We start from the raw sequence: 23,661 nt of genomic DNA on the forward strand, positions 1-23,661 counted from the left end.
GGCGAACTCTCTCCCCGTCTCCGCGCCAAACCCTCTTGAACTGGAAATCGGCATATGCAGATTACGGCCGCCATTGCGCGCGAGGCCAGGCGCCCCTTTGCGCTTGAAACAATCGAGATCGACGAACCGCGCGAGGGCGAGGTTCTCGTGCGCCTGGTGGCGGTGGGCGTGTGCCACAGCGACATCGCGGCACGCGACCAGTCGCTGCCGGTGCAGATGCCCATCGTGCTCGGGCACGAGGGAGCGGGCATCGTCGAGCGCGTCGGCCCGGGCGTCACCAAGGTCGCGCCGGGCGACAAGGTGGTGCTCACCGTGGGCTCTTGCGGCGAATGCACCAACTGCCGCCGGGGCGACGTGGCCTACTGCGAAAAGGGGATGACGCTCAACTACAGCGGCCGCCGTCCGGACGGCAGCGCGACGCTGTGCTGCGGCTCCGAACCCGTGGGCGGATACTTCTTCGCGCAGTCATCCTTCGCGACTTACGCGATCGCGACGCAGCACAACACCGTGAAGGTCCACGCAGACGCGGACCTGACCATGGCCGCGCCGCTGGGATGCGGCATCCAGACGGGAGCAGGCGCGGTGATGCGCTCGATCGCGGCGAAGGCCGGGCGTTCGATCGCGATCTTCGGTGGCGGCTCGGTGGGGCTGAGTGCGGTGATGGGGGCGAAACTTGCGGGCTGCGATCCGATCATCGTGATCGAGCCGGTAGCCGCGCGGCGTACCCTTGCGGCGGAGCTTGGCGCCACCCATGCGATCGATCCGGCCGCCGGCGACGTGACTGAGGCTATCCGCGCCATCGCCGCGCGCGGCGTCGATTACGTGGTCGATACCACGGCGGTGGACGCGGTGGTGCAGGCGGCGCTGGCCTCGCTCGCCCCGCACGGGACGATGGCGTTCCTCGGCGTGCCCAAGAAGATGGATGCGGTGTTCTCGACCTCGATGCTCGGTTTCCTCGCCAGCGGCGCGACGCTGAAGGCGGTGATAGAGGGCGATACCGACCCCGACACCTATATTCCTGAGCTTCTGGCTCACTACGAGGCGGGACGCCTGCCGCTCGACAAGCTCGTGCGCACCTATCCGTTCGACCAGATCAACCAGGCGATCGAAGACCAGCTTGCCGGGCTGGTGGTCAAGCCCGTGCTCACCTTCTGAAGGCAACCGATCATGCAGACCGACACACTCGCGTTCGGACCGGACGAACTTCGCATTCCCGATGACATCGCCGAAAAGGTGGTGAACCCGAACCTCTGCGCCGACGAGGCTTCGTTTCACGAGGCGCTGGCGTGGATGCGGGCGAACCGGCCGATCGGCTGGGCGCATCTCGGCGGCTACGATCCGATCTGGATGGTCACGAAGTACAACGACGTCGTCACTGTCGAGCGCCGCGCCGACGTGTTCCTGAACATGGTCGACAATCCGATCTACAACCCGCAGGCCGACGACGCCTTCCTGCGGTCGGCCAACAACGGCACCTGCCAGGTCGTCGCGGCGCTTACGCACATGGACAATCCCGATCACAAGGCGCTGCGCTCGATCGCCGTTCCGTACTTCTCGCCCGCGAGGATCACCCGGCTCGAGAGCGATATCCGCATCATCGCCAGGGACACCGTGGCGCGGCTGCTGGCCGGTCCGCGCGAGGTGGATTTCGTCAAGGATTTCGCGCTCGAATACCCGCTCAGGGTCATCATGAACATGTTCGGCGTCCCCGAGACGGACCTGCCCAAGATGTTGAAGATGACGCAGGAATTCTTCGGCTCCAAGGACCCTGAAGAGCAGCGCAGCGACATCGAGATCACCCCCGACATGGCCGCGCGCCAGTTCCACCGGGTGATCCAGGAATATTACGATTACTTCACGCCGATGACCCGCGATCGCCGCGAGAACCCGCGCGACGACCTTATGAGCGTCATCGCCAATGCCGAGATCGACGGTGAGCCGATCAGCGATTTCTTCGCCAACGGCTATTACATCACCATCGCCACCGCCGGGCACGATACCACGTCGACCACGACCGCCACCGGCATGAAAGCGCTGTGCGAGCACCCCGACCAGTTCGCGCGGCTCAAGGCGGACCCGAGCCTCATCCCGTCCTTCGTCGAGGAAGCCCTGCGTACGGCGGCGCCGGTGCGGCACTTCACGCGCACCGCGATCGACGATTTCGACCTGCACGGGACCGTGATCCGCAAGGGCCAGCGCCTCATGTTGTCCTACCCTTCCGCCAGCCGCGACGAGGACATTTTCGAGAACGCGGGGACTTTCGACCTCGCCCGCAAGCGCAACCGGCACCTCTCGTTCGGTTCCGGCCCGCACATGTGCCTCGGCCAGAACCTCGCCAAGCTCGAGATCCGCATCCTCTACGAAGAGCTGATGCCGCACCTCACCGCCGTCCGGCTGAACGGCAGCCCCCGCTACATCGAGACCAACTTCGTGGGAGGGTTGAAGTCTCTGCCGATCGCTTTCGAAACCAACTGAAAAACAAAGTTCACGGGAGAAGATACATGAAATCCAGCAAGTTACTGGCAGGCGTCGCCTTCATCGGCCTTGTGGCCACGCCGGGCGTCGCCATGGCGCAGGACGAAGCGGCGAGCGCGGCGCAGCCCACGGCGGGCGTCGGCGAAATCATCGTCACTGCTCAGAAGCGCTCGGAATCGCTGAACAAGGTCGGCCTGACGATCCAGGCGCTGTCCTCCGACGATCTGGTCAAGCAGGGCGTCAACAGCGTGTCGGATCTCGCCAAGGTGATTCCGGCGCTGACAGTGGCCAACAGCATCTACAACACGCCGGTCTACACGCTGCGCGGTGTCGGCTTCTACGAGAACTCGCTGGCGGCCTATCCGGCGGTCAGCGTCTACGTCGACGAAGTGCCGATGCCGTTCCCGGCGCTGGTCGGCACGGCGGCGCTGGACGTCGAGCGCGTCGAAGTCCTCAAGGGACCGCAGGGCACGCTGTTCGGCCAGAACGCGACGGGCGGTGCGATCAACTACATCGCCGCCAAGCCGACCGCCGACTTCAAGGCAGGCGTGAATGCCAGCATCGACAGCTTCGGCGAAGTCGATGCGAGCGGCTTCGTCAGTGGTCCGATCAGCGACACGCTGCGCGTCCGCGTCGCGGCCAAGACCGCGCAGGGCGGCGCCTGGCAGAAGAGCCAGACCCGGCCCGACGACGACAAGCTGGGCGACAAGGAACTCTACATGGGCCGCGTCCTGCTCGACTGGACGCCGACCGACCGGCTCTCGGTATCGCTCAACGTCAATGGCATGATCGACAAGTCGGACCCGCAGGCGGGCCAGTACATCGCCCTGTTCCCGCAAGTCGGCCCGGTCGGCGCGGGTCTTGCCGCCACGCCCTTCGCGCCGTCCAAGCCGCGTACTGCCGACTGGAACCCCAACCGCCGTCCCAAGGGCGACGACCGCCAGTGGCAGGCGGCCCTGCGCGCCGACTATGAGCTTTCGGACAGCCTCAAGCTGACCTCGATCACCTCCTACGTCGATTTCAGCCGCAAGCAGGTCAACGATCCCGACGGCGTCGCCGTGGAATCGCTGGAGTTCCTGTTCGATGGTTCGCTCAAGTCGTTCAGCCAGGAACTGCGCATCGCCAGCAACGGCTCCGGCCCGTTCAGCTGGATCGTCGGCGGCAATTTCGAGCACACCACATCGAAGGAATTCGCCGACCAGTATGCGGGGCAAAGCTCGGTGGTGGCGAACCTCGGCTTCCCGGCCAATACCAACACGTTCTTCCTGAACTCGCAGATCGACAACTATGCGGTCTTCGCCAATGCGGACTACGAGATCCTGCCCGGCCTGACGGTGAAGGGCGGTGTGCGCTACACCAAGAGCCAGCGCGACGCGCAGACCTGCACGCGCGATGCCGGAAACGGCGGCGCGGCGGCGTTCTTCACCGCCGTCTCGACCCAGGTGCGTCAGGCGATCGATCCGACCGCTGCCCCGACCCCGGCGATCCCAGTCGGCGGATGCGTGACGCTGGACGAGGCGACTTTCCTGCCGACGTTGTACGAAGGCTCGCTCGACCAGGACAACGTTTCTTGGCGCGGCGGCATAGACTATCAGGCGCTTCCCGAACTGCTGCTTTATGCCAACGTGTCCAAGGGCTACAAGGCGGGCAGCTTCCTGTTCACCAATGCATCCAGCACCGCGCAGTTCGCGCCGGTCACGCAGGAATCGGTGCTGGCCTTCGAAGGCGGCTTCAAGGCCAGCATGCTAGACCGGCGCATGCAGTTCAATCTGGCCGGGTTCTACTACAAGTATACGGACAAGCAGATCCGCGGCAAGCGCATCGACCCGGTGTTCGGCGTGCTCGACGCATTGGTCAACGTGCCCAAGTCGAGCCTGATGGGCGTCGAGGCGGAGATCATGGCCGAGCCGGTCGATGGCCTGAACCTGCGTCTGGGCGGCACATACGTCGATACCCGCATCGACGAATATACCGGCGTCGGCTTCAACGGCGGCGTGCAGGATTTCGAGGGCAACCCGATCCCCTTTGCGCCCAAGCTGTCGGTGAATGGTTCCGCTGATTACGAGTTCGCGCTCAGCGAGGGCGTCTCGGCATTCCTCGGCGGGACGGCAACGCACAACAGCTCGACCTACTCGGTGATCGATACCGTACCGACCGCCAAGCTGAAAGATTATACACTGGTTGACCTTCGTGCCGGATTGTCGTTTTCTGACGATGCGTATCGACTCACGGTGTTCGCGAATAACGTCACTAACGAGTATTATTACACCAATGCACCAATCCTGTACGATACCCAGGTGCGGTACACCGGGCGGCCGGCGAGCTACGGCGTAGCGCTCGCGGCCCGCTTCTGACGGGTGGCCGGGGGAGGGGGCGCAGGCCCTTTCCCCCGAGCCGGAAAAAAAGAGAGAGGACCTGAATCTTGCGCGGGACGATGATGACGAACCCGATGCTGTTGTCGCGGCTGATCGACCATGCCGCCGAGCATCACGGGGATACGCCCTTCGTAGCGCGCCGCATCGACGGCGTGATCGAGCGTTCGGACTGGGCGCGGATGCGCGACCGGGCAAAGCGGCTGGCCAATGCCATGACCGGCCATGGCTTCAAGGTGGACGACGTCGTCGGTTCGCTGGCGTGGAATACCTCCAACCACATTGAGCTGTTCTATGCCGCGCTCGGCATCGGGGCGGGGCTGCACACGCTCAATCCGCGCCTGACGGCCGAAGATCTGCGCTACATGATCGAGAAGGTCGGCGAGATCACGATCTTCATCGATGCCGACACCCTGCCGCTGGCCGAGCAGGTCGCGGCTATCACGCCGATGGTCACACGCTGGGTGTTCATGGACGAACCCGGCGCGCCGGTTCCGGCGAGCGCACTGCCCGGCTTCGTCACCAAGACCGATTTCATCGGTGACGCCTCGGCTGACTTTGCATGGCCCACTTTCGACGAGAACCAAGCGGCGACGATCTGCTTCACTTCGGGCACGACCGGGCGGCCCAAGGGCGTCGCCTATACGCACCGCTCGATCACGCTGGGGTCGATGAACATGTCGATGGCCGACATGTACGGCACGCACCGGCGCGGCTCGCTGGAATGCATGCTGCCGATCGCCGCGATCTTCCATGCCAATGGCTGGATGATGCCCTTTACCGCGCCGATGAACGGCCACAAGCTCGTGCTCAACGGCCGCGATTTCTCGCCCGAGGGCATCATCGAACTGATCGATGGGGAGGGTGTGACGATCACCGGCGCCGTGCCGACGATCTGGATGGACCTGTTCGACGCCGCCGAACGTCAGGGCTCGAAGCTGGAGACGGTGCGCACAGGCCTGCTTGCCGGTACTCGCCCGTCGCGCGCGCTGGCCGAGCGCTTCGAGAGCTTCGGCATCACCCTGTGCCAGTCCTGGGGCATGACCGAAGTGCCGGGCTGCTCGCGCAGCGCCCCCGCGGCAGGGTCCGACACTCTGCCGGCCGACGAACAGCACGAACGCCACCTCGCCCGCCAAGGGCGCGTCGGTTTCCTGTCCGAGATGCGCATCGTCGATGACGAGGGCAAGCCGCTTCCGTTCGACGGCGAGCACGCGGGCCACCTGCTGGTGCGGGGGCCGATCGCCTCGGGCAGCTACGTGGGCCTCAGTGATGCGGAAGGCTTCGAATGGCTGGAGACGGGCGACATCGCGCGCATCTATCCCGACGGTTCCATGGAGATCGTCGACCGCGCCAAGGACGTCATCAAGTCCGGCGGCGAGTGGATCAGCACGCTGCAACTGGAATCGGCGGCGGCCAGTTTCGCCGGCGTCGCCGAGGCGGGCGTCATCAGCATCCCGCATCCGCGCTGGCAGGAACGGCCGCTGATGCTGGTCACGCTGGCCGAGGGCGTCGAGGCGCTCGACGAGGCGGCGCTGCGCGAGCATATGCAAGGCTTCGTCGCGAAGTGGTGGTTGCCCGATGCGATCCGGGTTATCGACACGATGCCCCGGACCAGCACCGGCAAGCTCGACAAGATGGCGCTGCGACGCCTCTATGCCCAACGGTCGGAGAACATCATCGCATGAGCGGCACGGTGCTTACGGTGGAAAGCGAAGGCGCGATCGAGATCGTCACGCTCAATCGCCCCGACCAGCTCAACGCCGTCTCGCCCGAACTGGCACAGGCGCTGCTCGACTACTTCAGCGGCCTGCCCGCACGGCTGGAGACGCGTGTGGTGATCCTGCGCGGTGCCGGACGCATGTTCTGCGCGGGTGCCGAACTGGGCTCCGACGCTTTCGCCAATGAAGGACCGGGGCGCAACCAGCGGCAACTGGCGATGCAGCGGCTCTATTCGGGGATCGTGCGCGCCATGCGGGCGTGCCCGCAGCCCGTCATCGCGCTGCTGCACGGTGCGGCCTGCGGTGCGGGGTTCTCGCTGGCACTGGCGGCCGACGTGCGCATCGCTGCGGAGGATGCGCGGCTCAATGCTGCCTATCTGCGCGTGGGGCTGGGCGGATGCGACATGGGTTCGGGCTATCTGCTGCCGCGCCTAGTCGGGCTGTCGGTGGCTTCCGAATTGCTGATGACCGGTAACTTCATCGCCGCGCCGCGCGCGCTGGCGACCGGGCTGGTCAGTTCGGTGGTGGCTGGCGAGGCTCTCATGGAAGCGGGCCTGGCGATGGCCCGCGATATGCTGCGCGCCTCGCCGATGGGGCTGCGCATGACGAAGGAGACTCTCAATCTCACCGTCGATGCGCCGGGTATCGACGCCGCGCTGACGCTGGAGGATCGCCAGCAATGCATGCTGATCGCGACCGCCGATCACGAAACGGCGGTGGAAGCCTTCAGGAACCGCGCCGCGCCAGAATATCGCGATCTTTAGGGCGCTATATTGAATCGTCATTGCGAGCGCGGCGAAGCAATCCAGAGCGGCTTGACACTGCCTTGGATTGCTTCGCTGCGCTCGCAATGACGAGATGGTCGTTCAATCCGATATCATCGACCTCTAACGCTTGACACATTCCCCTCTCCAACCTTAAGTTTACCAAACGGTCAAATAAAGACTCGACGCGGCATCTGATGCCGACGTCGGCGCCGGTTCCGATTGGAGAGGGTTGGGACATGAACATCACCGCTTCCGCGCGGGCTTTCGAAGGCAAGACGGCGTTCACCGAGGCCTGCGGCCTTGGCACCGGCCCGGTGCCGCTCGAGCCTTACCGATCGCCCGAGTTTTTCGAACGCGAACGCGTGCAAGTCTTCGAGCGGGCCTGGCTGCTGGTCGGGCGCGAGGAAGAAATCCCGGCCTACGGCGACTATTTCGCGACCGAACTGTTGCCGGGCGGCGTTTCCGCGATCCTCAACCGGGGCAAGGATGGACGCATCCGCGCGTTCTACAACACCTGTTCGCACCGCGGATCGCAAGTCCTCGACGGTCCGACGGGCAATGCGCGGCGCATCGTCTGCCCCTACCACAACTGGACGTATGCGGCCGATGGCGATCTGATCTCGATCCCGGACGAAGCCAGCTTCTTCGCGGTAGACAAGAAGCGCTGCGGGCTGACGCCGATGGCGACGGAAACCTGGGAGGGCTGGATCTTCGTCAACCTCCAGCGCCAGCCCGAAGTCGATCTGCGCACCTTCCTCGGCGATTTCGCCGACCGTCTGGCCGGCGTGCCTTACGTGGCGGCGGACAAGCCGATCGTGCTCAAGGCCGACCTCGATGCCAACTGGAAAGTGGTGCAGGACGCCTTCATCGAAAGCTACCACATCCCCGCGATCCACAAGAAGACGATTGCCCAGACCTTCTCGTCGAGCGAGAACCGCTTCGCGCGGCTGCTCGATGCGCGCACGTTCGGGCCGCACCGCACCGTCTCGATGTATGGCAACCCGACGATGCCGCTCGACGAGCGCAACAAGGTGGAGATGCTGGCCTATGCCTCTGGCGACACCGGCAGCCTGATCGCGGCAGGCACGAGTTCGCAGATGGCTGAGTTCCTCGATCACCCCGCCGTCAATCCGACGCGGGCGGGGTGCTGGTCGATGGACGTGAACAACCTGTTTCCGAACACCCAGATCGATTTCGGCCCCGGCGGCTTCTGGGTCCACCAGTTCTGGCCGCTGACGCCGACCACTTCGCGCTACGAAGTGCGCTTCTATGTCCCCGACGCGCTGAACGCGCGCCAGCGGCTGCAGCAGGAACTCTATGTCGCGCGGGTGATCGAGGTCGTGCTGGAAGACCTTGCCAACGTGGCCCGCACCCAGCGCGGCATCAACAGTTCCGGCAAGGACGAGATGCAGCTTCAGGACAGCGAGGTCGGCATCCGCCACTCGGTCGAGCAACTGCTCAAATGGGTCGAGGCGGAAACCGTCACCGAGGCGCTGGCGTGAGCGGTGCGGCGCGCTTGCCGCAGGCGTTCGCGGAACTTGAACCTTTCGTCGACAGCTGGGGCAGCCATACGACCGCCGGGCGGCTGGCCGCGCGCTGCGAGCGCTCGATGGACGAGATCAGGGTGTTCTACGAGGCCATGTGCGCGCGGGCGGAAGAGGCCATCGGCTACGTCGACCGGTTCGGGCTCGACGACCTGCCTGACGATGCGCGCAATCTCATGGCGCTGGTTCTCGGGCTGGCGCAGGCGCACGTCGCCATTGAAATCCACGGGCAACCTCGCGCGCCGGGGACGCCGTGGCCCAATTCGATAAGGATCGCCCGCGGCTTGCCGTTTCTCGGCTGATCGGGCGCAAGGGAAAGGACTGTCATGCGTTTCAAGGGCAAAGTCGCCATCGTCACCGGTGGAGCATCGGGCCTCGGCCGCGCGACCGCGCTGCGGCTGGCGTCGGAAGGCGCCGTCGTGGGCATCGCCGATATCAACGATACTGCAGCGAAGACCGTTGCCGAGGAGATCGCCGACGCCGGCGGCACGGCGCGCGCGCTGCATCTCGATATCACCGTGGAAGACCATTTCCGCGCGGCAGTGGGCGCGATGGTCGATGGCTTCGGTCGGCTCGACATCATGCACAACAACGCGGCATTCACTTCGCCCGAGGCGATTTCCGGCGACACGGATATCTTGGAAATCCCCGACGCGCTGTGGGACAAGATCTTCGCAGGCACGGTCCGCGGGACGATGCAGGGGTGCCGTCACGCGATCCTTGCCATGCGCAAACAGGGCGGCGGGTCGATCGTCAACACCGCCTCGATGTACGGGGTGGATGCGTTCTACAAGATGCCCGCCTACTGCGTGTCCAAGGCGGCGGTGATCCAGTTGACCAAACAGGTGGCCACGGCCTTCGGCCGCGAGGGAATCCGCTGCAACGCGGTGGCGCCGTCGATGATCACGACGCCGCTGCTCGAAGCCTCGATCCCGCCGGCCTTCGTCGCAATGAACGTCGATGCCACCTTGACCGGCTATCTCGGCACGCCTGAGGATGTCGCGCAGGCCGTCGCCTGGCTGGCGTCGGACGAGGCGCGCTACATTACCGGGCAGGTGATCCGGGTGGACGGCGGATCGACCGCGCACCTGCCGACTTACGCCGATGCCCGGCGGTTCTACGACGGCCTTGCAGCCGCCTGATCTCCCGAAACGAAGGAACAACGATGAAGCTGGCCCGGTTCGAAAACGGAGGCGTGCCGCGCCTCGGCGTGGTGGACGGCGATGGAATCGTCCCGCTCGATACTATCGGCATCGACCATCCCGACATGATCGCGTTGATCGAGGGCGGGCAGGGCGCTCTGGGTGAGATCGCCGCTGCGCTGGCATCGGGGCGCGGTGAGCGGCTGGCGCTGGCCGATGTGCATCTGCTGGCTCCGCTGCGCCCGCGCAAGTTCCTGGGTCTTGGCATGAACTACCGCCGTCATGCGGACGAGGCGCGTGCGCTGGGCATCGCGGTGCCTGACGGGCAATTGTGGTTCAACAAGCAGACGACGTGCGTGAACGGGGCCTACGACGACGTGGTGCAGGGGCCGACCACCAAGCTCGATCACGAAGTTGAACTGGGCGTGGTGATCGGCCACGCGGCCAAGTCCGTCGCCGAGGGCGATGCGATGGCGCATGTGTTCGGCTACCTTGTGGTGAACGACGTGTCGGCGCGGGACTGGCAATTCCAGTCCCCGACGATCACCATGGGCAAGTCGTTCGATACGCACGGGCCGATCGGGCCATGGATCGTGACGGCGGATGAGATCGCTGATCCGGCGGCGCTCGGCATCCGCTGCATCGTCAACGGTGAGATACGCCAGTCCAGCAATACCGAGCAGTTCATCCACTCGATCGGGGCGCAGATCGCCCACCTTTCGGCCGCTTTCACGCTGGAGCCGGGCGATATTCTCGCCACCGGGACGCCGGAAGGCGTGGGCGCGGCGCAGCAGCCGCCGCGCTTCCTGTCACCGGGGGACGTGGTGCGCTGCGAGATCGACGGTATCGGTGTCATCGAGAACAGGATCGTCGCCTGACCGTCAATTTTTGCCCAAAAACTGACCTAATGGTGGATTAATCTCGCCGCGGTTTTTGCAAAATCGCTTGACCTTGCTGCATATCCTGATGTGAGGGTGTCAGGAAATGCACATCTTTGGTCAGGCGAACGGCCTGGCGGAGCGATCGAATGGCCGAAACGAGCGATATTCCCGAAGATTCCGCGCCCGCCAAGCGCCGCCGTGCGAGCAGCGGCCGCATCGCGGTGCGGCTCGACGGGGCGGAAACGCACCCGGTCGCGATCGACCAGAAGGCGCCGCAGCGACAGCGCAAGCGCGCCAGCCGCCGGGGCGACGATGTGCGCGAGCGCATCCTGGCCGCCGCACTGGAATGCTTCGGGGCGTTCGGCTTCGAAGGCACTTCCACCCGTGCCGTGGCCGACCGGGCGGACGTGACGCACACGCTGGTGCTCTATCACTTCCAGTCCAAGGAAGCCTTGTGGATCGCGACGATCGACAATGCGCTCAAGCGCTATTCGGCGGAAATGAAGGCGCATCTGGAAAAGGCGGGTGACAGCGCCGCGGCGGGCCTGCGCACGTTCATCGAGCAGTTCATTCGTATGTCCGCCCGCCAGCCGCAGATCCACCGTATCCTGACCATGGAGAGCAACCAGGACACCTCGCGCCTGCAGTGGGTCATCGAGAACTACTTGCGTGAACACTTCGGCGCGATCCGCGAACTCATCCGCGCCGGGCAGGACCAGGGCATCGTGCGCCAGTGTGATCCGGCGCGGATGTACTACATGATCATCAGCGCCGGCGGCACGCCGTTCACGGTCTCGACCGAGTACCGTGAACTGACGGGCCGCGACGTGTTTTCGGAGACCGAAATCCTGCGCAACATCGCATTCCTCTACGAACTCGTCTTCATCGACGCGCCGTAGGGCGCGATGATATTGAACCAACCTTCGTCATTGCGAGCATAGCGAAGCAATCCAGAGCGGCGTAAAACTGCCCTCGATTGCTTCGCTACGCTCGCAATGACGATACGATGTAATGTCGTCACGCCTTAGGGGGCGCCTCGGCCTCAGCTCCATTCCGGCTCGCCGAGGTTCTCCCAGAGCTGGATCATGTTGCCGTCCTGGTCGTAGAACAGGAACGAGCGGCCCATCGACGCGCACTGCCACACGTAGTCCGTCTGCGTGCGGTAGCCGGCGGCCCTGACTTTTTCGAACCAGCCGTCGATGTCTGTCACCAGCAGGCCGAGTTCGTGAATGCCGGTATGGCCATAGCGCAAGTTCTCCTCGGGCGTCTTGGTGATCGCGGGGTTCAGGCATTCCTGTAGCTCGATGAAGGCGCCGTCCTTCGAACTGAGCAGGGCCATACGCGAACGCGCGCCCTTGATCTTGAAGATGTCGTCCAGCAGCGCCGGATACATGAAGGTGTTCGGCCCCGGCTCGGCCCCGTCGGGGATCACGGTCTCGACGCCCAGTTCGAAGCCCATGACGTCGCGCCAGAGGCGGATGGCGTCTTCCAGATTGGTCACCATCAGCGCCATGTGATGAAACTTCATGCCATTCTCTCCCGATCGGGCGGTCTGTGTGACACGCCTCCTTGTCATCCGCCTTGGGTTATGCTTTCCTGACCAAAAGATCAATATAAGACAGGTAAGGAAGAGGAGGATTCGATGGAGGATGCACAAGGGCTTGCCCGCCGGTTCGGCGAACTGCTGGCGCAACTGCGGTTCCCGGAGGCGTTCGAACTGCTCGCCGACGACGGCATCTACACCGTGATCGGTACGACGCCGGCATCGGGCGTCTATCACGGACCGAAGGACCTGATCGCGCGGCTGGTGCCGCTGCTGTCGGACTTCGTCGAGCCGCCGGCCGTCCGCTTCGAGGAGCCGATCGTGCAGGGCGACCGCGCCGTGCTGCTGGGCAGCGGACGCGGCGTGGGGCCGACCGGGCCTTACGATCAGCCCTACTATGCCTTCGTGATGCGCGCGGCAGGCGGACGCCTCGTCGAAGTGATCGAGTTCATGGATACGATGATGCTCCAGTCGGCGGTCTTCGGCGAGCAAGCGGCGCACTGACGCCCGATCCAGACACAAGGATAGCAACCATGACACAGCAATCCACTGCCGCCACGGAGACTGCGGCGATCATTCCGCCCGTCCGGCTCGCCCATTTCGTGCTGCGCACATCGCGCTTTCGCGAGGTGATCGATTGGTACAAGACCGTACTCGGCGCCGAGGCTGCGTTCGAGAACGAAATCCTCGCATTCCTCTCCTATGACGAGGAGCACCACCGCGTCGCCGTTCTGAACATGCCGGATCTGGAGGAGCAGAAAGACGGCGTGGCGGGCTTCCACCATGCGGCTTTCACCTACGACAGCCTGGGCGATCTCATGGCGACGTACAAGCGACTGCGCGATGTGGGCATCACGCCGGTCTTCCCGATCAATCACGGGCCGACGACTTCGATGTACTATCAGGACCCCGATGGGAACCAGATCGAACTGCAAGTCGACAACTACGACAATATCGAGGACGCGACGGCGTTCTTCTATTCCCCCGCGTTTGCCGAGAACCCGATCGGCGTGGAGTTCGACCCCGAAGATCTGCTGCGCCGGGTCGAGGCGGGCGAGGATCAAGCCGTGCTCAAGCGGCGGCCGGATATCGGCCAGCGCGGGCTCGAAGCGGTGAAGCTGCGGTGACGGAGGCGGCAATGACGAAGCTCACCATCGAGGATCGGCTCGACCTTGCGGAATTGGCCCTGCGCGGCTTCTGGCTCATCGACCAGGGGCGTGCGGGCGAGGCGGCGGCGCTGTTCGCCGAGGATGCGAACCTGACCTTCGGGCCCGGCTCGCCTCGGCCCGGCACGATCAGCGGCGCTGCGATTGCGGCGGCGATGGCCGCCCGGCAGGCCGAGGCGCACGTCACCTCGCGTCATGTCCTGTCCAACACGCTGATTTCGGCGCTGGGCGACGGGCGGGCGGAAGTGCGTTCGCTGCTGACGCTGTTCCGCTCGCCTGATGCGGACCTTTCGCCGGTGGTGCGTTCGGTGGCCGACGTGATCGACGTGTGCGTACAGGAAGGTGGCGTCTGGAAGATCGCGGATCGCAGCATCCTCCCGGTTTTCCAGCCGGGGTGACCGGCCCCCGTTCCCATAACGACAAGGCGGAGAGGGTATTTGTCTCGTATCAAGATGTTCGGCGCGATTCCGCGCAAACCCGGCGTGACGGCGCAGTGGTTTCACGACCACTACCGGCACCCCCACGGAACGATGGGCCGCACGATATCGACCATGCGCGCCTACACCCAGAGCCATCAGGTTCACTCGGACCTGCTGGACGCGCGCCAGACGCATTTCGAGGCGACGGCGGAAGTGTGGTTCGACTGCGTGCAGGACGCCATCGATTTTCCCGGCGAGCCCAACTACGTCGAATTGCTGATCCCCGACGAACCGCTGTTCGTCGACATGGACAAGCTGCGGTTCGTCTTCGCCGAAGAGGAAGTGCTGCAGTCGGGGGCGGACTGGAACGAGGAGGGCGTCGAGACGGGCGACAGACTGTTCCGGCTGGATCGCCGTCCGATCAGCATCAAGCTGCTGCAATACGTCATCAGCGAGGGCGCGACTGCCTGGGACGATGATGAAGACCTTGCGCTCGGACGACGGATCGAGGCGCTGCGCCATGTGCGGTGCCGCCCTTCGCCTGCCCTGCATCCCGAAGGCGCGTTCTGCGTCGGCATCCGCGAACTCTACTGGCCGACGCAGACGGCGATGGAGGAGGGCGTCGCACGCGATCCGCAGGCCTGGGAGACACTGCTGCGCCGTCCGGCGGAGTCCATCGCCTACCTCGCCAGCGCCGAGCGCTTCATGTGACGAAGGGCGGGGTCGGTGTGCCGACCCCGCCTCCGCTCAGCCGCGCAAGGTCGGCGCGAGGTGCTTTTCGGCCCATGCGCGAAAGTCGATCGGCGAGCCGACCAGCGCCGTCAGCGCGCCAGTGTCGTTCTCCGCGGGCTTCGTGGCCAGCCAGGTATAGAGGTCCACGCCCTGCGGCCAGTGCTCCTCGATCGCGGCCATCGGGACTTCGACGGCCGTCGCCGGTTTTCCCGCCAACTCACCGACGATCGCGGCCATCTGTGCGGTGCTGCCGACGTCGGCGACGAGATCGACCTCGCGCCCACGCCAATTGTCTGGCGACGCAAGCACCGCCGCCGCCGCGCGCCCGATGTCTTCGGCGCAGATCAGCGCGAGTTGCACGTCGGTCGGCAAGGCCATTGCGATCGTAAGCGTGCCGTCGTTCTGCGTGATCGGGAAGTAGTTCAGGAAGTTGTCCATGAACCATGCCGGACGCAGCACCGTGGCATCGAGGTGGAGTTCGGCGATCCGTTCTTCCACGGCTCGTTTCGATCCCACGGACAGTACGCCCCGGCTGCCCGCCGCCTGTGCGGATTGATAGATGAAGTGCCCGGTGCCCACTTCGCGTACCGTTTCCGCGACCATGATCCCCTGAACGGCCTGCCCGATGTCCCAGCGGTCCTGCAGGGATGCACCGGATAGATAGACCGCGTCCGCCCCTTCGATGGCCCGGCGCAGGGCCGAGCGGTCTTCCATGTCGGCGGTCACGGTTTCGGCGCCGAGCGCCCGCGCAGCCTTTGCCTTGTCGCCCGTTTCATCGCGGGTGACGGCACGGACCGTCCAGCCGTCCTGCAGCAGCGCGCGGACCACGCCGCCTCCTGCCGTTCCGGTTCCCCCGAAGACCGTTATCGTACGCGATGCCATGCCTGCTCTCCCATCTGGCTGAGTTTGCGAAGGACTATGGCGGCGGCGCTTGGTGAGCGCAATTAAATTGACCATATGAATTCATAATTAGGCGGTGATTCATAAGAAAATTCCACTTTATCGCGATAAATCTCGTTTTCCGGACGTTTTAATTGACATAACGGTCAAATGTGGGAGTTTCACTCCGGGCGTCCCCGCAGCGACGGAGGACCACGCCGATAGGAGAGGACATGACCGACAGCAGGCAGATCGCGGGCGCTTTCTTCGACAAGTTGTGCAGCGGTGATTTCATGGGCGGTTTCGAATCGCTGGCCGAGGATGCGACCTGGACGATCATCGGCGACACACCCCTTTCCAAGCACTTTACCAGGGATCGCCTGCTGACGGAGATGATCCCTATGCTCTCCACCTTCCGCGAACCCGCACGCATGGCGGTGAGCGAGATCATCGCCGAGGGAGACCGCGCCGTCGTGATCGCCAGCGTCGAGGGTGTCGGACCTTACGGCCCATACCGGCAGAATCCTTACTGCTTCATCCTGCGCACCCGCGACGGCCGCATCAGCGAAATCGTCGAGTATCTCGATACGGTTGCCGTGGAGACGGCCCTCGTCGGTCGCAAGCTGGTGGATGCGCGATGAGCGGGGCGAGCGTGATTGCACTTCCCGAAACGGCGGACATGGTGGTGATCGGCTCGGGCGCCGCGGGCATGACGGCGGCGACCGTCGGCGCGCTGAACGGGCTGGACGTGGTGCTCCTTGAAGCGGCCGATGTCTTCGGCGGGACCACCGCCTTTTCCGGCGGAGGCGTGTGGATTCCTGCGAACCACCACCAGCCGGCGCTCGGTATCGCGGACGACCGGGCCTCGGCACGCACGTATCTCGAGGCGGTGCTGGGCAACTTCTTCAACGCCGCCAAGATCGACACTTATCTCGACAAGTCGGGCGAGATGCTGGCCTTCATGGAACGCCGGACCACGGTACGGCTGACGCCCAGCGACATTCCCGATTATGCCCCTTCTGCGGCAGGCTGGAATCAGGGGCGCTGCCTGCTCACGGCTGATTTCGACGGCAATGCGCTGGGCACGGATTTCGAGCGCGTGCGTCCGCCGATCCGCGAGATGGGGTTGTTCGACTCGATGCAGGTCAGCCCCGCGCAGGCGGTGGCGATGCAGGGGTGGAACCGGTCGCTTTCGGCCTTTCGCCTGACTGCCTCGCGCATGGCGGGCTACGCTTTCGACCGGCTGCGGGGACGGCGCGGAAGGCACATGGCCAACGGCAATGCGCTGGCGGGGCGCCTGTTCAAGTCCGCGCGCGATGCGGGGGTACACCTGATCGAGAAAGCCCGCGCCTGCGATCTCGTGTTCGACGGCGGCCGGGTGACCGGCGTGGTGTTCGAGCATGGCGGCGGGCGGCATACGGTCAAGACGCGGCAAGGCGTCGTCCTTGCATCCGGTGGCTTCGGGCAGGACGAGGCGATGCGGCAGAAGTGGTTGCACCAGTCGGCGGCCGGCTGGTCGCTCCAGCCCGAAGGCAGCCGGGGCGACGGCATCCGCATGGCCGAGAAGCTGGGCGGGCGGCTGAACCCGGACAATGCGGCGAACGGCATCTGGGTGCCGGCTTCGCGCTATCAGCGCGAAGATGGCAGTGTGGGCCTTTTCCCCTCGCTGTTCTTCGATCGCCACTGCCCGGGACAGATCATGGTCGATGCGCGCGACGGCAAGCGCTTCGTCGACGAGAGTTTCCACTACCAGAACTTCGGCGAAGTCTCGCTGGAGAGGGGCGTGACGCGCATCTGGCAGATCGCCGATGCCGAGGCGGTAGCGCGCTATGGTCTGGGTGCGATCAAGCCCGCGCCGTTCCGCCCGGACAAGTGGGTCGCCTCCGGCTATGCCCGCAAGGCGGCGAGCATTTCCGAACTCGGGCGCGAGCTTGGGCTCGATCCGCTGGCGCTGTCGGATACCGTGGAACGCTTCAACCGGCATGCGGCGGACGGGCGGGATCCCGACTTCGGACGCGGCACCAATGCCTATGACACGTACATGGGCGATGCGGGACATGGGCCCAACCCGTCGCTGCGGCCTCTGACCAAGGCGCCGTTCTACGCGATCGAGGTGCGCCCCAGCGATCTGGGTTCGATACAGGGCCTCGATACCGACGAGCATGCGCGCGTGCTTGGCGCCGATGGAGCGCCGATCGCGGGACTCTATGCGGCGGGTCTGGACAACAACTCGATCATGCGCGGCAAGTACCCCGGCGGCGGGGCCAGCTTGGGGCCGGCGATGACGTTCGGCTACATCGCGGCGCTCGACATTGCCGCCCGTGCCGCAGGCAAAGGACGCGACCATGTTTGACCTCACCGGAAAATCGATCGTCATCACCGGCGCTGCTTCAGGCATCGGCGCCGCCACGGCGCAGCGCCTGCGCAAGGCCGGCGCGCAAGTGCTGATCGGCGATATCACCGATTGCGCAGAAAGCGCGGCGCAGTGGGGCTGCACGTTCCGCCATACCGACGTATCGGACGCGGACCAGTTCGCCGCTCTGCTGGACGAGGCGATGGAGCGCCACGGAAGGCTCGACGTGCTGGTCAACAACGCCGCCTCGGCCGGTGTTCACGACATGGCCGAAGCCGATGCGGAGCGCGCCGCGCGCTATTACCGGATCAATGCGCTCAGCGTGCTCGTCGGCATGCGCGAGGCGGCGCGGCGGATGGAGCGGGGCGGCGCGATCGTCAACGTCGCCTCGCTGTCCGGCGCGCGGGGAACCCCGGGTTGGGGCGAGTACGGGATGAGCAAGGCGGCGATCATCTCCGCCACGCAGACCGCTGCGCTGGAGTTCGGGCCGCTGGGCATCCGGGTCAACGCGGTCAGCCCCGGCGGTGTCGCCACGCCGCTGTCCATCGCCATCAACGGTGATGCACTCAGCCGGGCGCTGGAAGTGCTGGCGCCGCTGGGCCGCGAAGGGCAGCCGGAGGATATCGCCGCCGCCGTGCATTTTCTCGCCAGCGACGATGCCGGCTATGTCACCGGGCAGAACTGGTTCGTCGATGGCGGCTGGAGCGTCGGCACCACCGTGCAGACGCTCGGCCGGATACTGGCTTGAGGTCATGACTTCTTATTGAATCGTCATTGCGAGAATAGCGAAGCAATCCAGGGCAGTACGAAACCGCCCTGGATTGCTTCGCCATGCTCGCAATGACGAAGGGTGGTTTAACCCAATGTCATCGTGCTCTACGCCTCCAGCATCGTCTCGATCGGGCGGACCTTGTCGGGCGCGGATTCGAAGCCCGAGCCGATGAACCACGCACGCTGGCGTTCGATCGGCAGGGCGCTCGCGTCGATCACCACCCTGCGGGCCTGATCCGCGAGATCGGGGCCGAGGGTTTCGATGAGCGCGCAGGTGCTGTCCATCAGGGCGCTGCGGGCGGCTTCGATCTCGTGGTTTTCCCGTGACGGATCGGCAAGCGCCGCTTCCAGTGCCTGCCGGGGAGCCGACAGGGCCTGACTGGACGTAAGGGCGCCCAGCTTTCCGGCGAGGTCCAGCGCATCGCTCGACAGCGCGCGGATGAAACGGCGCGTCATCGGCAACTGGCTGCGTAGCACGCCGAGCGTGGCGAGCGACAAGTGCAACTGCTCCTGCGCCACCTTCTCGTCCGCCCGGATCGCAGGGCCGACGGCTTCGCGCAGCGCCTTGATGACGACCTGCAACTGGAGATCGGAATCGGGGACCATCAGAGCACCTCCTTCAGCGTGCCGCGCAATTGTTCCATGATCGGGTAGCTGATCATCGCCAGCCACGAGACGACGATGTCCTGGTGCGTCTTGGCGCCTTTCGCCACGCGGTATCCGGTGCCGAGGCAGATCGAGACCGACAGGTAGCTGCACAGCACCCGGTAATAGGCCAGCCGCGCCGGATCGACCGTCAGGCCCGACGCCTTCTCGTAGGCGGCGATGTAGTCGTCGTAAGGCAGCATGCCGTTGATGAGCTGGGCGGTGCCTTCCTCGTTCGAATGGCTGTACGGGTCCATCATCGACCATGCGAGGTCCTGATGGCGGTCGCCCAGCAGCGCCAGTTCCCAGTCGAGCCAGGCGGTGATCCGTGCGTCGTGCTCGGTGAACAGAAAGTTGCCGGCGCGGCAGTCGCCATGGACCAGCGAGACGTGGTCGATCGGTGGCGCATTGGCGATGAGCCAGTCGTAGGCGACCGTCATCAGCGGTTCGTCGTGCGCGCGGTCTTCCTCCCACACCCGCCGCCACCAGTTGACGAGGCGGATGACGCTGGCGTTGGAGCCGACCTCCACGCCGTCGAAGCTGGGCAGGCGGGGCGCGAGTTCCGCGCCCATGCGGTGAAAGCGCGCCATGTGCTCGATGAACTGCGCGGTGATCGGCGCACGCAGCTTAGGGCCATAGTTGAGGCCGATGCCGGTCACCTGCTGCGAGGGCAGATCGGAAGGCTTGGTCACGCCTTGCGCGAAGCCGTAGATCAGCGCGGGGTGCGGCAGGTGTTCGCCATCCGGATCGACCCAGAAGCAGGGCGGCACCGGCACCAGGCCGTCGAGCGCCTGGAGCAGCTCGAACTCGCGCTTGCGGCTGGTCTCGACCACGGACTCGTTCGGTTCCATGCGCAGGACCATCGGCGCCTTGCGACGCGCCGATCCGTCCTGCCATTCGAGTTCGAAGGCGACCTGGATCTTCGACGCCCCGCCGGTCAGCCAGCGCGCGTCGGAGATCGTGAAATCGTCGCCCACGTTGGCGCGGATGAGGCTGGCGGTGCCTTCGATCAGGCTGTCCAGCGAGTGGGCGGCGTAGACGTCGCCGCTCGCCCGCAGGCGCATCTTGCGTGACAGCGTGCGGTCGATCTCGGCCTCGACCGGAAACCGGTCCCGGATGGCGTCGAGGAAATGGTCCTCGGGGCGCTGACGTATGTCGAGAGTGCCGTGCATTGGTTGAGCCACTTCCTTCCCAGTCGTTTCTTGTATCCTGGCGGGGTCAGGTCATCTCGATGACGACTTTGCCCATGTGCTGCGCCGCGCGCAGGTGTTCGTAAGCCTCTGCCGCCTCGTCGAAGGTGAAGCTGCGGTCGATCAGCGGTTCGATCCGGTGCGCTTCCAGCGCGCGGCCGAGGTCTTCGAAATGGCGGCGCGAACCGACCATGACGCCGCGCACCAGCGCCCCGCCGACGAGGATCGCCAGCGGGTCGATCGTACCGGGGGCGATGACGCCGACCATGGCGATCTCTCCTCCGCGCCGCAGCGCCGCGAGCGATTGCGGCATCGTGCCCGGCCCGGCGCTGTCGACGATCTTGTCGATCCCGCGTCCGCCCGTGAAGGCGCGGGCGGCGGCGCCCCATTCGGGCGTCGCGGCGTAGTTGACGACATGGTCCGCGCCCATCGCCGTGGCCCGTTCCAGCTTGGCGTCGCTGGACGAGGTGATGACGACGCGCGCCCCGGCGGCCTTGGCCAGTTGCAGCGTCCAGATCGCGACACCGCCCGTGCCAAGCGCCATCACCGTAGAGCCGGGCGTGATCGGCTCGCGGCCGTAGAGCGCGTTCCAGGTGGTGACGGCGGCGCAAGGCAGCGTGGCCGCCTGCGCGAAGTCCATGTAGCCGGGGACCGCCACCAGGCCGGCCTCACCGACCACGACATATTCGGCGAGCACACCGTCGATCGCACCGCCCAGCGCGGACGCACCGTCCGCGTCGGTCATGTCGCCGCCAATCCAGCTCTGCATGAAGATCGGGCAGACCCGGTCCCCCACCGCGAAGCGCGAGCAGCCTTCACCCAGTTCGACGACCTCGCCCGCGCCATCGGAAAGCGGCACGATCGCGTCGGGCGCACCGCCCGGATAATGCCCGTCGATCATCAGCAGATCGCGGAAATTGAGCGAGAAGGCACGCATGCGCAGCAGCACCTGCCCGCGACCGGGGCGCGGCATGGGCGCGCGCTCCTGCCGCAGTCCGGCGATGCCCTGTCCCGGCGTGATGACGTAGCGTCGGTTTTCGGTCATCGCCGAATCTCTCCCTATGCGACAGTGTAGTCGAAGATGGTTTCCTCGTCCGCGAGGAAAGCGCTGATGCGGGGGGCGTCGATGAACTGTTCCTCGTCCGCCTGCAGCACCCCGCTGGCCTCGATGCCCTCGGGCGAGGAAAGCGCGGCCTGCATGGCTTCCTCGCTTTCCCACCATACTTCGGTGAGGCCGTCGGGCGGGCGCTTCCAGCCGCGCCCTTGCGCAAAGGCGTCGATCTCGGGCGAGACGCGCTTGTGGCTCTGCACATAGCGCACGAAGCCCATCGCCTTCGCATTGGCACGCACCAGCGCGCCGTGTTCCACCAGCCAGCGGCGGGCGAACTGCTCGTCTGTCATTTCCGGCTTCTTCCAGACTTCAACGACCATCTTAATCATGTCAGTCTCCCTCAGATGGCGTAGCCGCCGTCGACGATCATCGGCGATCCGGTCATGAACGAGGACATGTCGGACAGCAGGAACATCGCTGCATTGGCGATCTCGTCCATCTCGCCGAAGCGGCCGATGACGTGGCGCTGGCGCAGTCCTTCGAGCGCCTCGGAGAACACCGGATCCTGCATCAGCCGGTCCTTGGCCATCGGCGTCATGATGAGGCCGGGGCACAGCGCGTTCACCCGGATGCCGAGCGGCCCGCCGTCGCAGGCGACCGCCTTGGTCAGCCCGACGACGCCGTGCTTGGCCGCCACATAGTCGGAAGCGTTGATCTGCCCGCGAATGCCCGAGGAGGATGCGGTGTTGACGATCGCCCCGCCGCCGCTGTCCTTCATCACCCGGAACTGGTGCTTGAGGCAGTAGAACACGCCGACCAGATCGACGCCCAGCACCGCCGCGATATCTTCTGCGGTCAGTTCGTGGACCGGCTTGTTGCGCATTTCGATCCCGGCGTTGTTCATCGCCCCGTCGAGCCGGCCGTAAAGCGAAACCGCCTTGTCCACGGCGGCCGCCACGCTGGCCTCGTCGGTGACGTTGCAGGGCTGGAACGCGGCCTCGCCGCCCGCGTTGCGGATGCCTTCGACGACCTCGGCGCCCGCTTCGGCGCTGAGGTCGGTGACAAGCACGCGCGCGCCGTTCGCCGCGAAGACTTCGGCGCAGCGGCGGCCTATGCCCGATGCCGCGCCGGTGATGAGGATGGCCTTGCCGTTCAGCATCCGTATTCTCCCTTGGCGGCCGTGCCGCTCTGCAAAGTCATGGGTCGCGCTCTCATCCCGGGAACAGCCCGCCGTCGACGATCAGTTCCGCGCCGGTGACGTAGGATGCGTCGTCGGAGCACAGGAACAGCGAACTACGGGCGATCTCGTCCGGGTTGCCGATGCGCTTCATCGGGATCGAGGTGCGGATCATCTCGCGCTCCTCGGGCAGCATCGTCGCGAGTTGCGGCGTGTCGATCATGCCGGGGTAGATCGAGTTCTCCCGCACGCCGCGGCCTGCATATTCCTGCGCGGCGGCCTTGCTCATGCCCCGGATCGCCGCCTTGGCGCCGTGGAACGAGAAGCACGTCACCGTCGACATCATCGCCAGTACCGAGGAGATGTTGACGATCGCGCCGTTGCCGCTCGCCCGCAGATGCGGCATCGCCGCGCGCATGCCCAGGAACGTGCCGGTCTGGTCGATCGAGACGATGCGGTTCCAGCCCTCCAGCGTCTCGTCCTCCACCCCGAACATGTGGTTGAGGCCCGCGTTGTTGACCAGCGTGGTCAGTCCCCCATAAGCGGCCAGCGCCGCGTCGATGGCAGTCTGCCAGGAGCTTTCGCTGGCGACGTCATGCTCGATGGCGATGGCCGCGCCGCCGGATTCGACGATCTGCGTCACCACGGAGCGGGCAGCGTCGAGGCGGATGTCGGTTGCGACGACTTGCGCACCTTCGCTGGCGAACAGGCGGGCGTGCGCCGCGCCGATTCCGCTGCCTGCGCCAGTTATGAGCGCGATTTTTCCGGAAAGTCGGCCGGTGGGCATCGTCTTGTCCTTCATCCCTTGGTGCAGTCAGTCGCTGCACTTTCCATAA

At 65.4% G+C, this 23,661-nt stretch carries 25 protein-coding genes; 17 read left to right on the forward strand and 8 right to left on the reverse strand.

The features are described from left to right. Positions 1-54 precede the first annotated feature (54 nt). The 10 genes from BES08_RS18085 to BES08_RS18130 all read left to right on the forward strand — a co-directional run bounded on the left by BES08_RS18085 (position 55) and on the right by BES08_RS18130 (position 11,798). A complete protein-coding gene (locus BES08_RS18085; protein WP_036529672.1) occupies positions 55-1,155 on the forward strand; it encodes an NAD(P)-dependent alcohol dehydrogenase in 1,101 nt (366 codons plus the stop codon). Between the two features lie 12 nt (positions 1,156-1,167). Beyond that, positions 1,168-2,475: a cytochrome P450 gene (locus tag BES08_RS18090; protein ID WP_036529669.1), complete on the forward strand. Its 1,308-nt coding sequence runs from the start codon at positions 1,168-1,170 to the stop codon at positions 2,473-2,475. A gap of 26 nt (positions 2,476-2,501) precedes the next feature. Beyond that, positions 2,502-4,829, forward strand: coding sequence for a TonB-dependent receptor (locus BES08_RS18095; RefSeq protein ID WP_036529666.1), 2,328 nt, complete (start codon positions 2,502-2,504; stop codon positions 4,827-4,829). A 68-nt stretch (positions 4,830-4,897) separates the two neighbouring features. Further along, entirely contained in the window at positions 4,898-6,532 is a 1,635-nt protein-coding gene (locus BES08_RS18100; protein ID WP_036529664.1) for an AMP-binding protein, read from the forward strand. Further along, positions 6,529-7,329 carry an enoyl-CoA hydratase/isomerase family protein gene (locus BES08_RS18105; RefSeq protein WP_036529661.1) on the forward strand — a complete coding sequence of 267 codons (801 nt, stop codon included), beginning with the start codon at positions 6,529-6,531 and terminating at the stop codon, positions 7,327-7,329. Before BES08_RS18100 ends, BES08_RS18105 begins: the two co-directional genes overlap by 4 nt. Positions 7,330-7,568: 239 nt before the next feature. Further along, a complete protein-coding gene (locus BES08_RS18110; RefSeq protein WP_051587164.1) occupies positions 7,569-8,834 on the forward strand; it encodes an aromatic ring-hydroxylating oxygenase subunit alpha in 1,266 nt (421 codons plus the stop codon). After that, entirely contained in the window at positions 8,831-9,178 is a 348-nt protein-coding gene (locus BES08_RS18115) for a hypothetical protein (RefSeq protein WP_036529659.1), read from the forward strand. The genes BES08_RS18110 and BES08_RS18115 overlap by 4 nt, the downstream gene beginning before the upstream one ends. Before the next feature lie 24 nt (positions 9,179-9,202). Next, positions 9,203-10,018 (forward strand): SDR family NAD(P)-dependent oxidoreductase, encoded by an 816-nt coding sequence (locus tag BES08_RS18120; RefSeq protein WP_036529658.1) that lies wholly within the window; start codon positions 9,203-9,205, stop codon positions 10,016-10,018. A gap of 23 nt (positions 10,019-10,041) precedes the next feature. Continuing rightward, positions 10,042-10,896: a fumarylacetoacetate hydrolase family protein gene (locus BES08_RS18125; RefSeq protein WP_036529656.1), complete on the forward strand. Its 855-nt coding sequence runs from the start codon at positions 10,042-10,044 to the stop codon at positions 10,894-10,896. Between the two features lie 149 nt (positions 10,897-11,045). Further along, positions 11,046-11,798, forward strand: coding sequence for a TetR/AcrR family transcriptional regulator (locus tag BES08_RS18130; RefSeq protein WP_051587163.1), 753 nt, complete (start codon positions 11,046-11,048; stop codon positions 11,796-11,798). Between the two features lie 143 nt (positions 11,799-11,941). Here BES08_RS18130 and BES08_RS18135 read toward each other — a convergent pair whose 3' ends face one another. Further along, complete coding sequence (locus tag BES08_RS18135; protein ID WP_036529654.1) at positions 11,942-12,427, reverse strand: VOC family protein; 486 nt, start codon at positions 12,425-12,427, stop codon at positions 11,942-11,944. A gap of 114 nt (positions 12,428-12,541) precedes the next feature. Here BES08_RS18135 and BES08_RS18140 point away from each other — a divergent pair, with 114 nt between their 5' ends. From BES08_RS18140 to BES08_RS18155, 4 genes are read left to right on the forward strand one after another with little or no spacing between them, the layout of a single operon-like run. Then, positions 12,542-12,946, forward strand: coding sequence for a nuclear transport factor 2 family protein (locus BES08_RS18140; protein ID WP_036529652.1), 405 nt, complete (start codon positions 12,542-12,544; stop codon positions 12,944-12,946). Positions 12,947-12,975: 29 nt separating this feature from the next. Then, positions 12,976-13,569, forward strand: coding sequence for a VOC family protein (locus BES08_RS18145; protein WP_036529649.1), 594 nt, complete (start codon positions 12,976-12,978; stop codon positions 13,567-13,569). An 11-nt stretch (positions 13,570-13,580) separates the two neighbouring features. Next, the gene (locus BES08_RS18150; RefSeq protein WP_036529647.1) at positions 13,581-14,006 is read left to right on the forward strand and encodes a nuclear transport factor 2 family protein; all 426 of its coding nucleotides are present in this window, start codon (positions 13,581-13,583) and stop codon (positions 14,004-14,006) included. 39 nt (positions 14,007-14,045) lie between these two features. Continuing rightward, on the forward strand, positions 14,046-14,738 hold the full coding sequence (locus tag BES08_RS18155; RefSeq protein ID WP_155986454.1) for an EthD domain-containing protein: 693 nt from the start codon (positions 14,046-14,048) through the stop codon (positions 14,736-14,738). A 36-nt stretch (positions 14,739-14,774) separates the two neighbouring features. On the opposite strand, the gene BES08_RS18160 is transcribed toward BES08_RS18155, so the two are convergent. After that, positions 14,775-15,641 (reverse strand): NmrA family NAD(P)-binding protein, encoded by an 867-nt coding sequence (locus tag BES08_RS18160; RefSeq protein WP_036529644.1) that lies wholly within the window; start codon positions 15,639-15,641, stop codon positions 14,775-14,777. Positions 15,642-15,871: 230 nt separating this feature from the next. Here BES08_RS18160 and BES08_RS18165 point away from each other — a divergent pair, with 230 nt between their 5' ends. The 3 genes from BES08_RS18165 to BES08_RS18175 are packed head-to-tail and all read left to right on the forward strand — an operon-like array spanning position 15,872 to position 18,739. Then, positions 15,872-16,279, forward strand: a complete 408-nt coding sequence (locus BES08_RS18165; RefSeq protein WP_051587161.1) for a nuclear transport factor 2 family protein — start codon at positions 15,872-15,874, stop codon at positions 16,277-16,279. Continuing rightward, positions 16,276-17,991 carry an FAD-dependent oxidoreductase gene (locus BES08_RS18170; RefSeq protein ID WP_036529642.1) on the forward strand — a complete coding sequence of 572 codons (1,716 nt, stop codon included), beginning with the start codon at positions 16,276-16,278 and terminating at the stop codon, positions 17,989-17,991. The genes BES08_RS18165 and BES08_RS18170 overlap by 4 nt, the downstream gene beginning before the upstream one ends. Then, positions 17,984-18,739 carry an SDR family NAD(P)-dependent oxidoreductase gene (locus tag BES08_RS18175; RefSeq protein ID WP_036529699.1) on the forward strand — a complete coding sequence of 252 codons (756 nt, stop codon included), beginning with the start codon at positions 17,984-17,986 and terminating at the stop codon, positions 18,737-18,739. The genes BES08_RS18170 and BES08_RS18175 overlap by 8 nt, the downstream gene beginning before the upstream one ends. Positions 18,740-18,867: 128 nt before the next feature. Here the strand turns inward: BES08_RS18175 and BES08_RS18180 are convergent, their stop codons facing one another. The 6 genes from BES08_RS18180 to BES08_RS18205 are packed head-to-tail and all read right to left on the reverse strand — an operon-like array spanning position 18,868 to position 23,612. Then, a complete protein-coding gene (locus tag BES08_RS18180; protein WP_036529639.1) occupies positions 18,868-19,368 on the reverse strand; it encodes a hypothetical protein in 501 nt (166 codons plus the stop codon). Continuing rightward, positions 19,368-20,579, reverse strand: coding sequence for a phosphotransferase family protein (locus BES08_RS18185; RefSeq protein ID WP_036529637.1), 1,212 nt, complete (start codon positions 20,577-20,579; stop codon positions 19,368-19,370). The genes BES08_RS18180 and BES08_RS18185 overlap by 1 nt, the downstream gene beginning before the upstream one ends. A 46-nt stretch (positions 20,580-20,625) precedes the next feature. After that, positions 20,626-21,642: a zinc-dependent alcohol dehydrogenase family protein gene (locus tag BES08_RS18190; RefSeq protein ID WP_081799203.1), complete on the reverse strand. Its 1,017-nt coding sequence runs from the start codon at positions 21,640-21,642 to the stop codon at positions 20,626-20,628. 14 nt (positions 21,643-21,656) lie between these two features. Next, on the reverse strand, positions 21,657-22,037 hold the full coding sequence (locus tag BES08_RS18195; protein ID WP_051587159.1) for an EthD domain-containing protein: 381 nt from the start codon (positions 22,035-22,037) through the stop codon (positions 21,657-21,659). A gap of 11 nt (positions 22,038-22,048) precedes the next feature. Continuing rightward, positions 22,049-22,807, reverse strand: coding sequence for an SDR family NAD(P)-dependent oxidoreductase (locus BES08_RS18200; protein WP_036529635.1), 759 nt, complete (start codon positions 22,805-22,807; stop codon positions 22,049-22,051). Between the two features lie 52 nt (positions 22,808-22,859). Then, entirely contained in the window at positions 22,860-23,612 is a 753-nt protein-coding gene (locus BES08_RS18205) for an SDR family NAD(P)-dependent oxidoreductase (RefSeq protein WP_036529691.1), read from the reverse strand. Between the last annotated feature and the right edge of the window lie 49 nt (positions 23,613-23,661).

Source organism: Novosphingobium resinovorum (genome assembly GCF_001742225.1).
GTDB lineage: Bacteria > Pseudomonadota > Alphaproteobacteria > Sphingomonadales > Sphingomonadaceae > Novosphingobium > Novosphingobium resinovorum_A.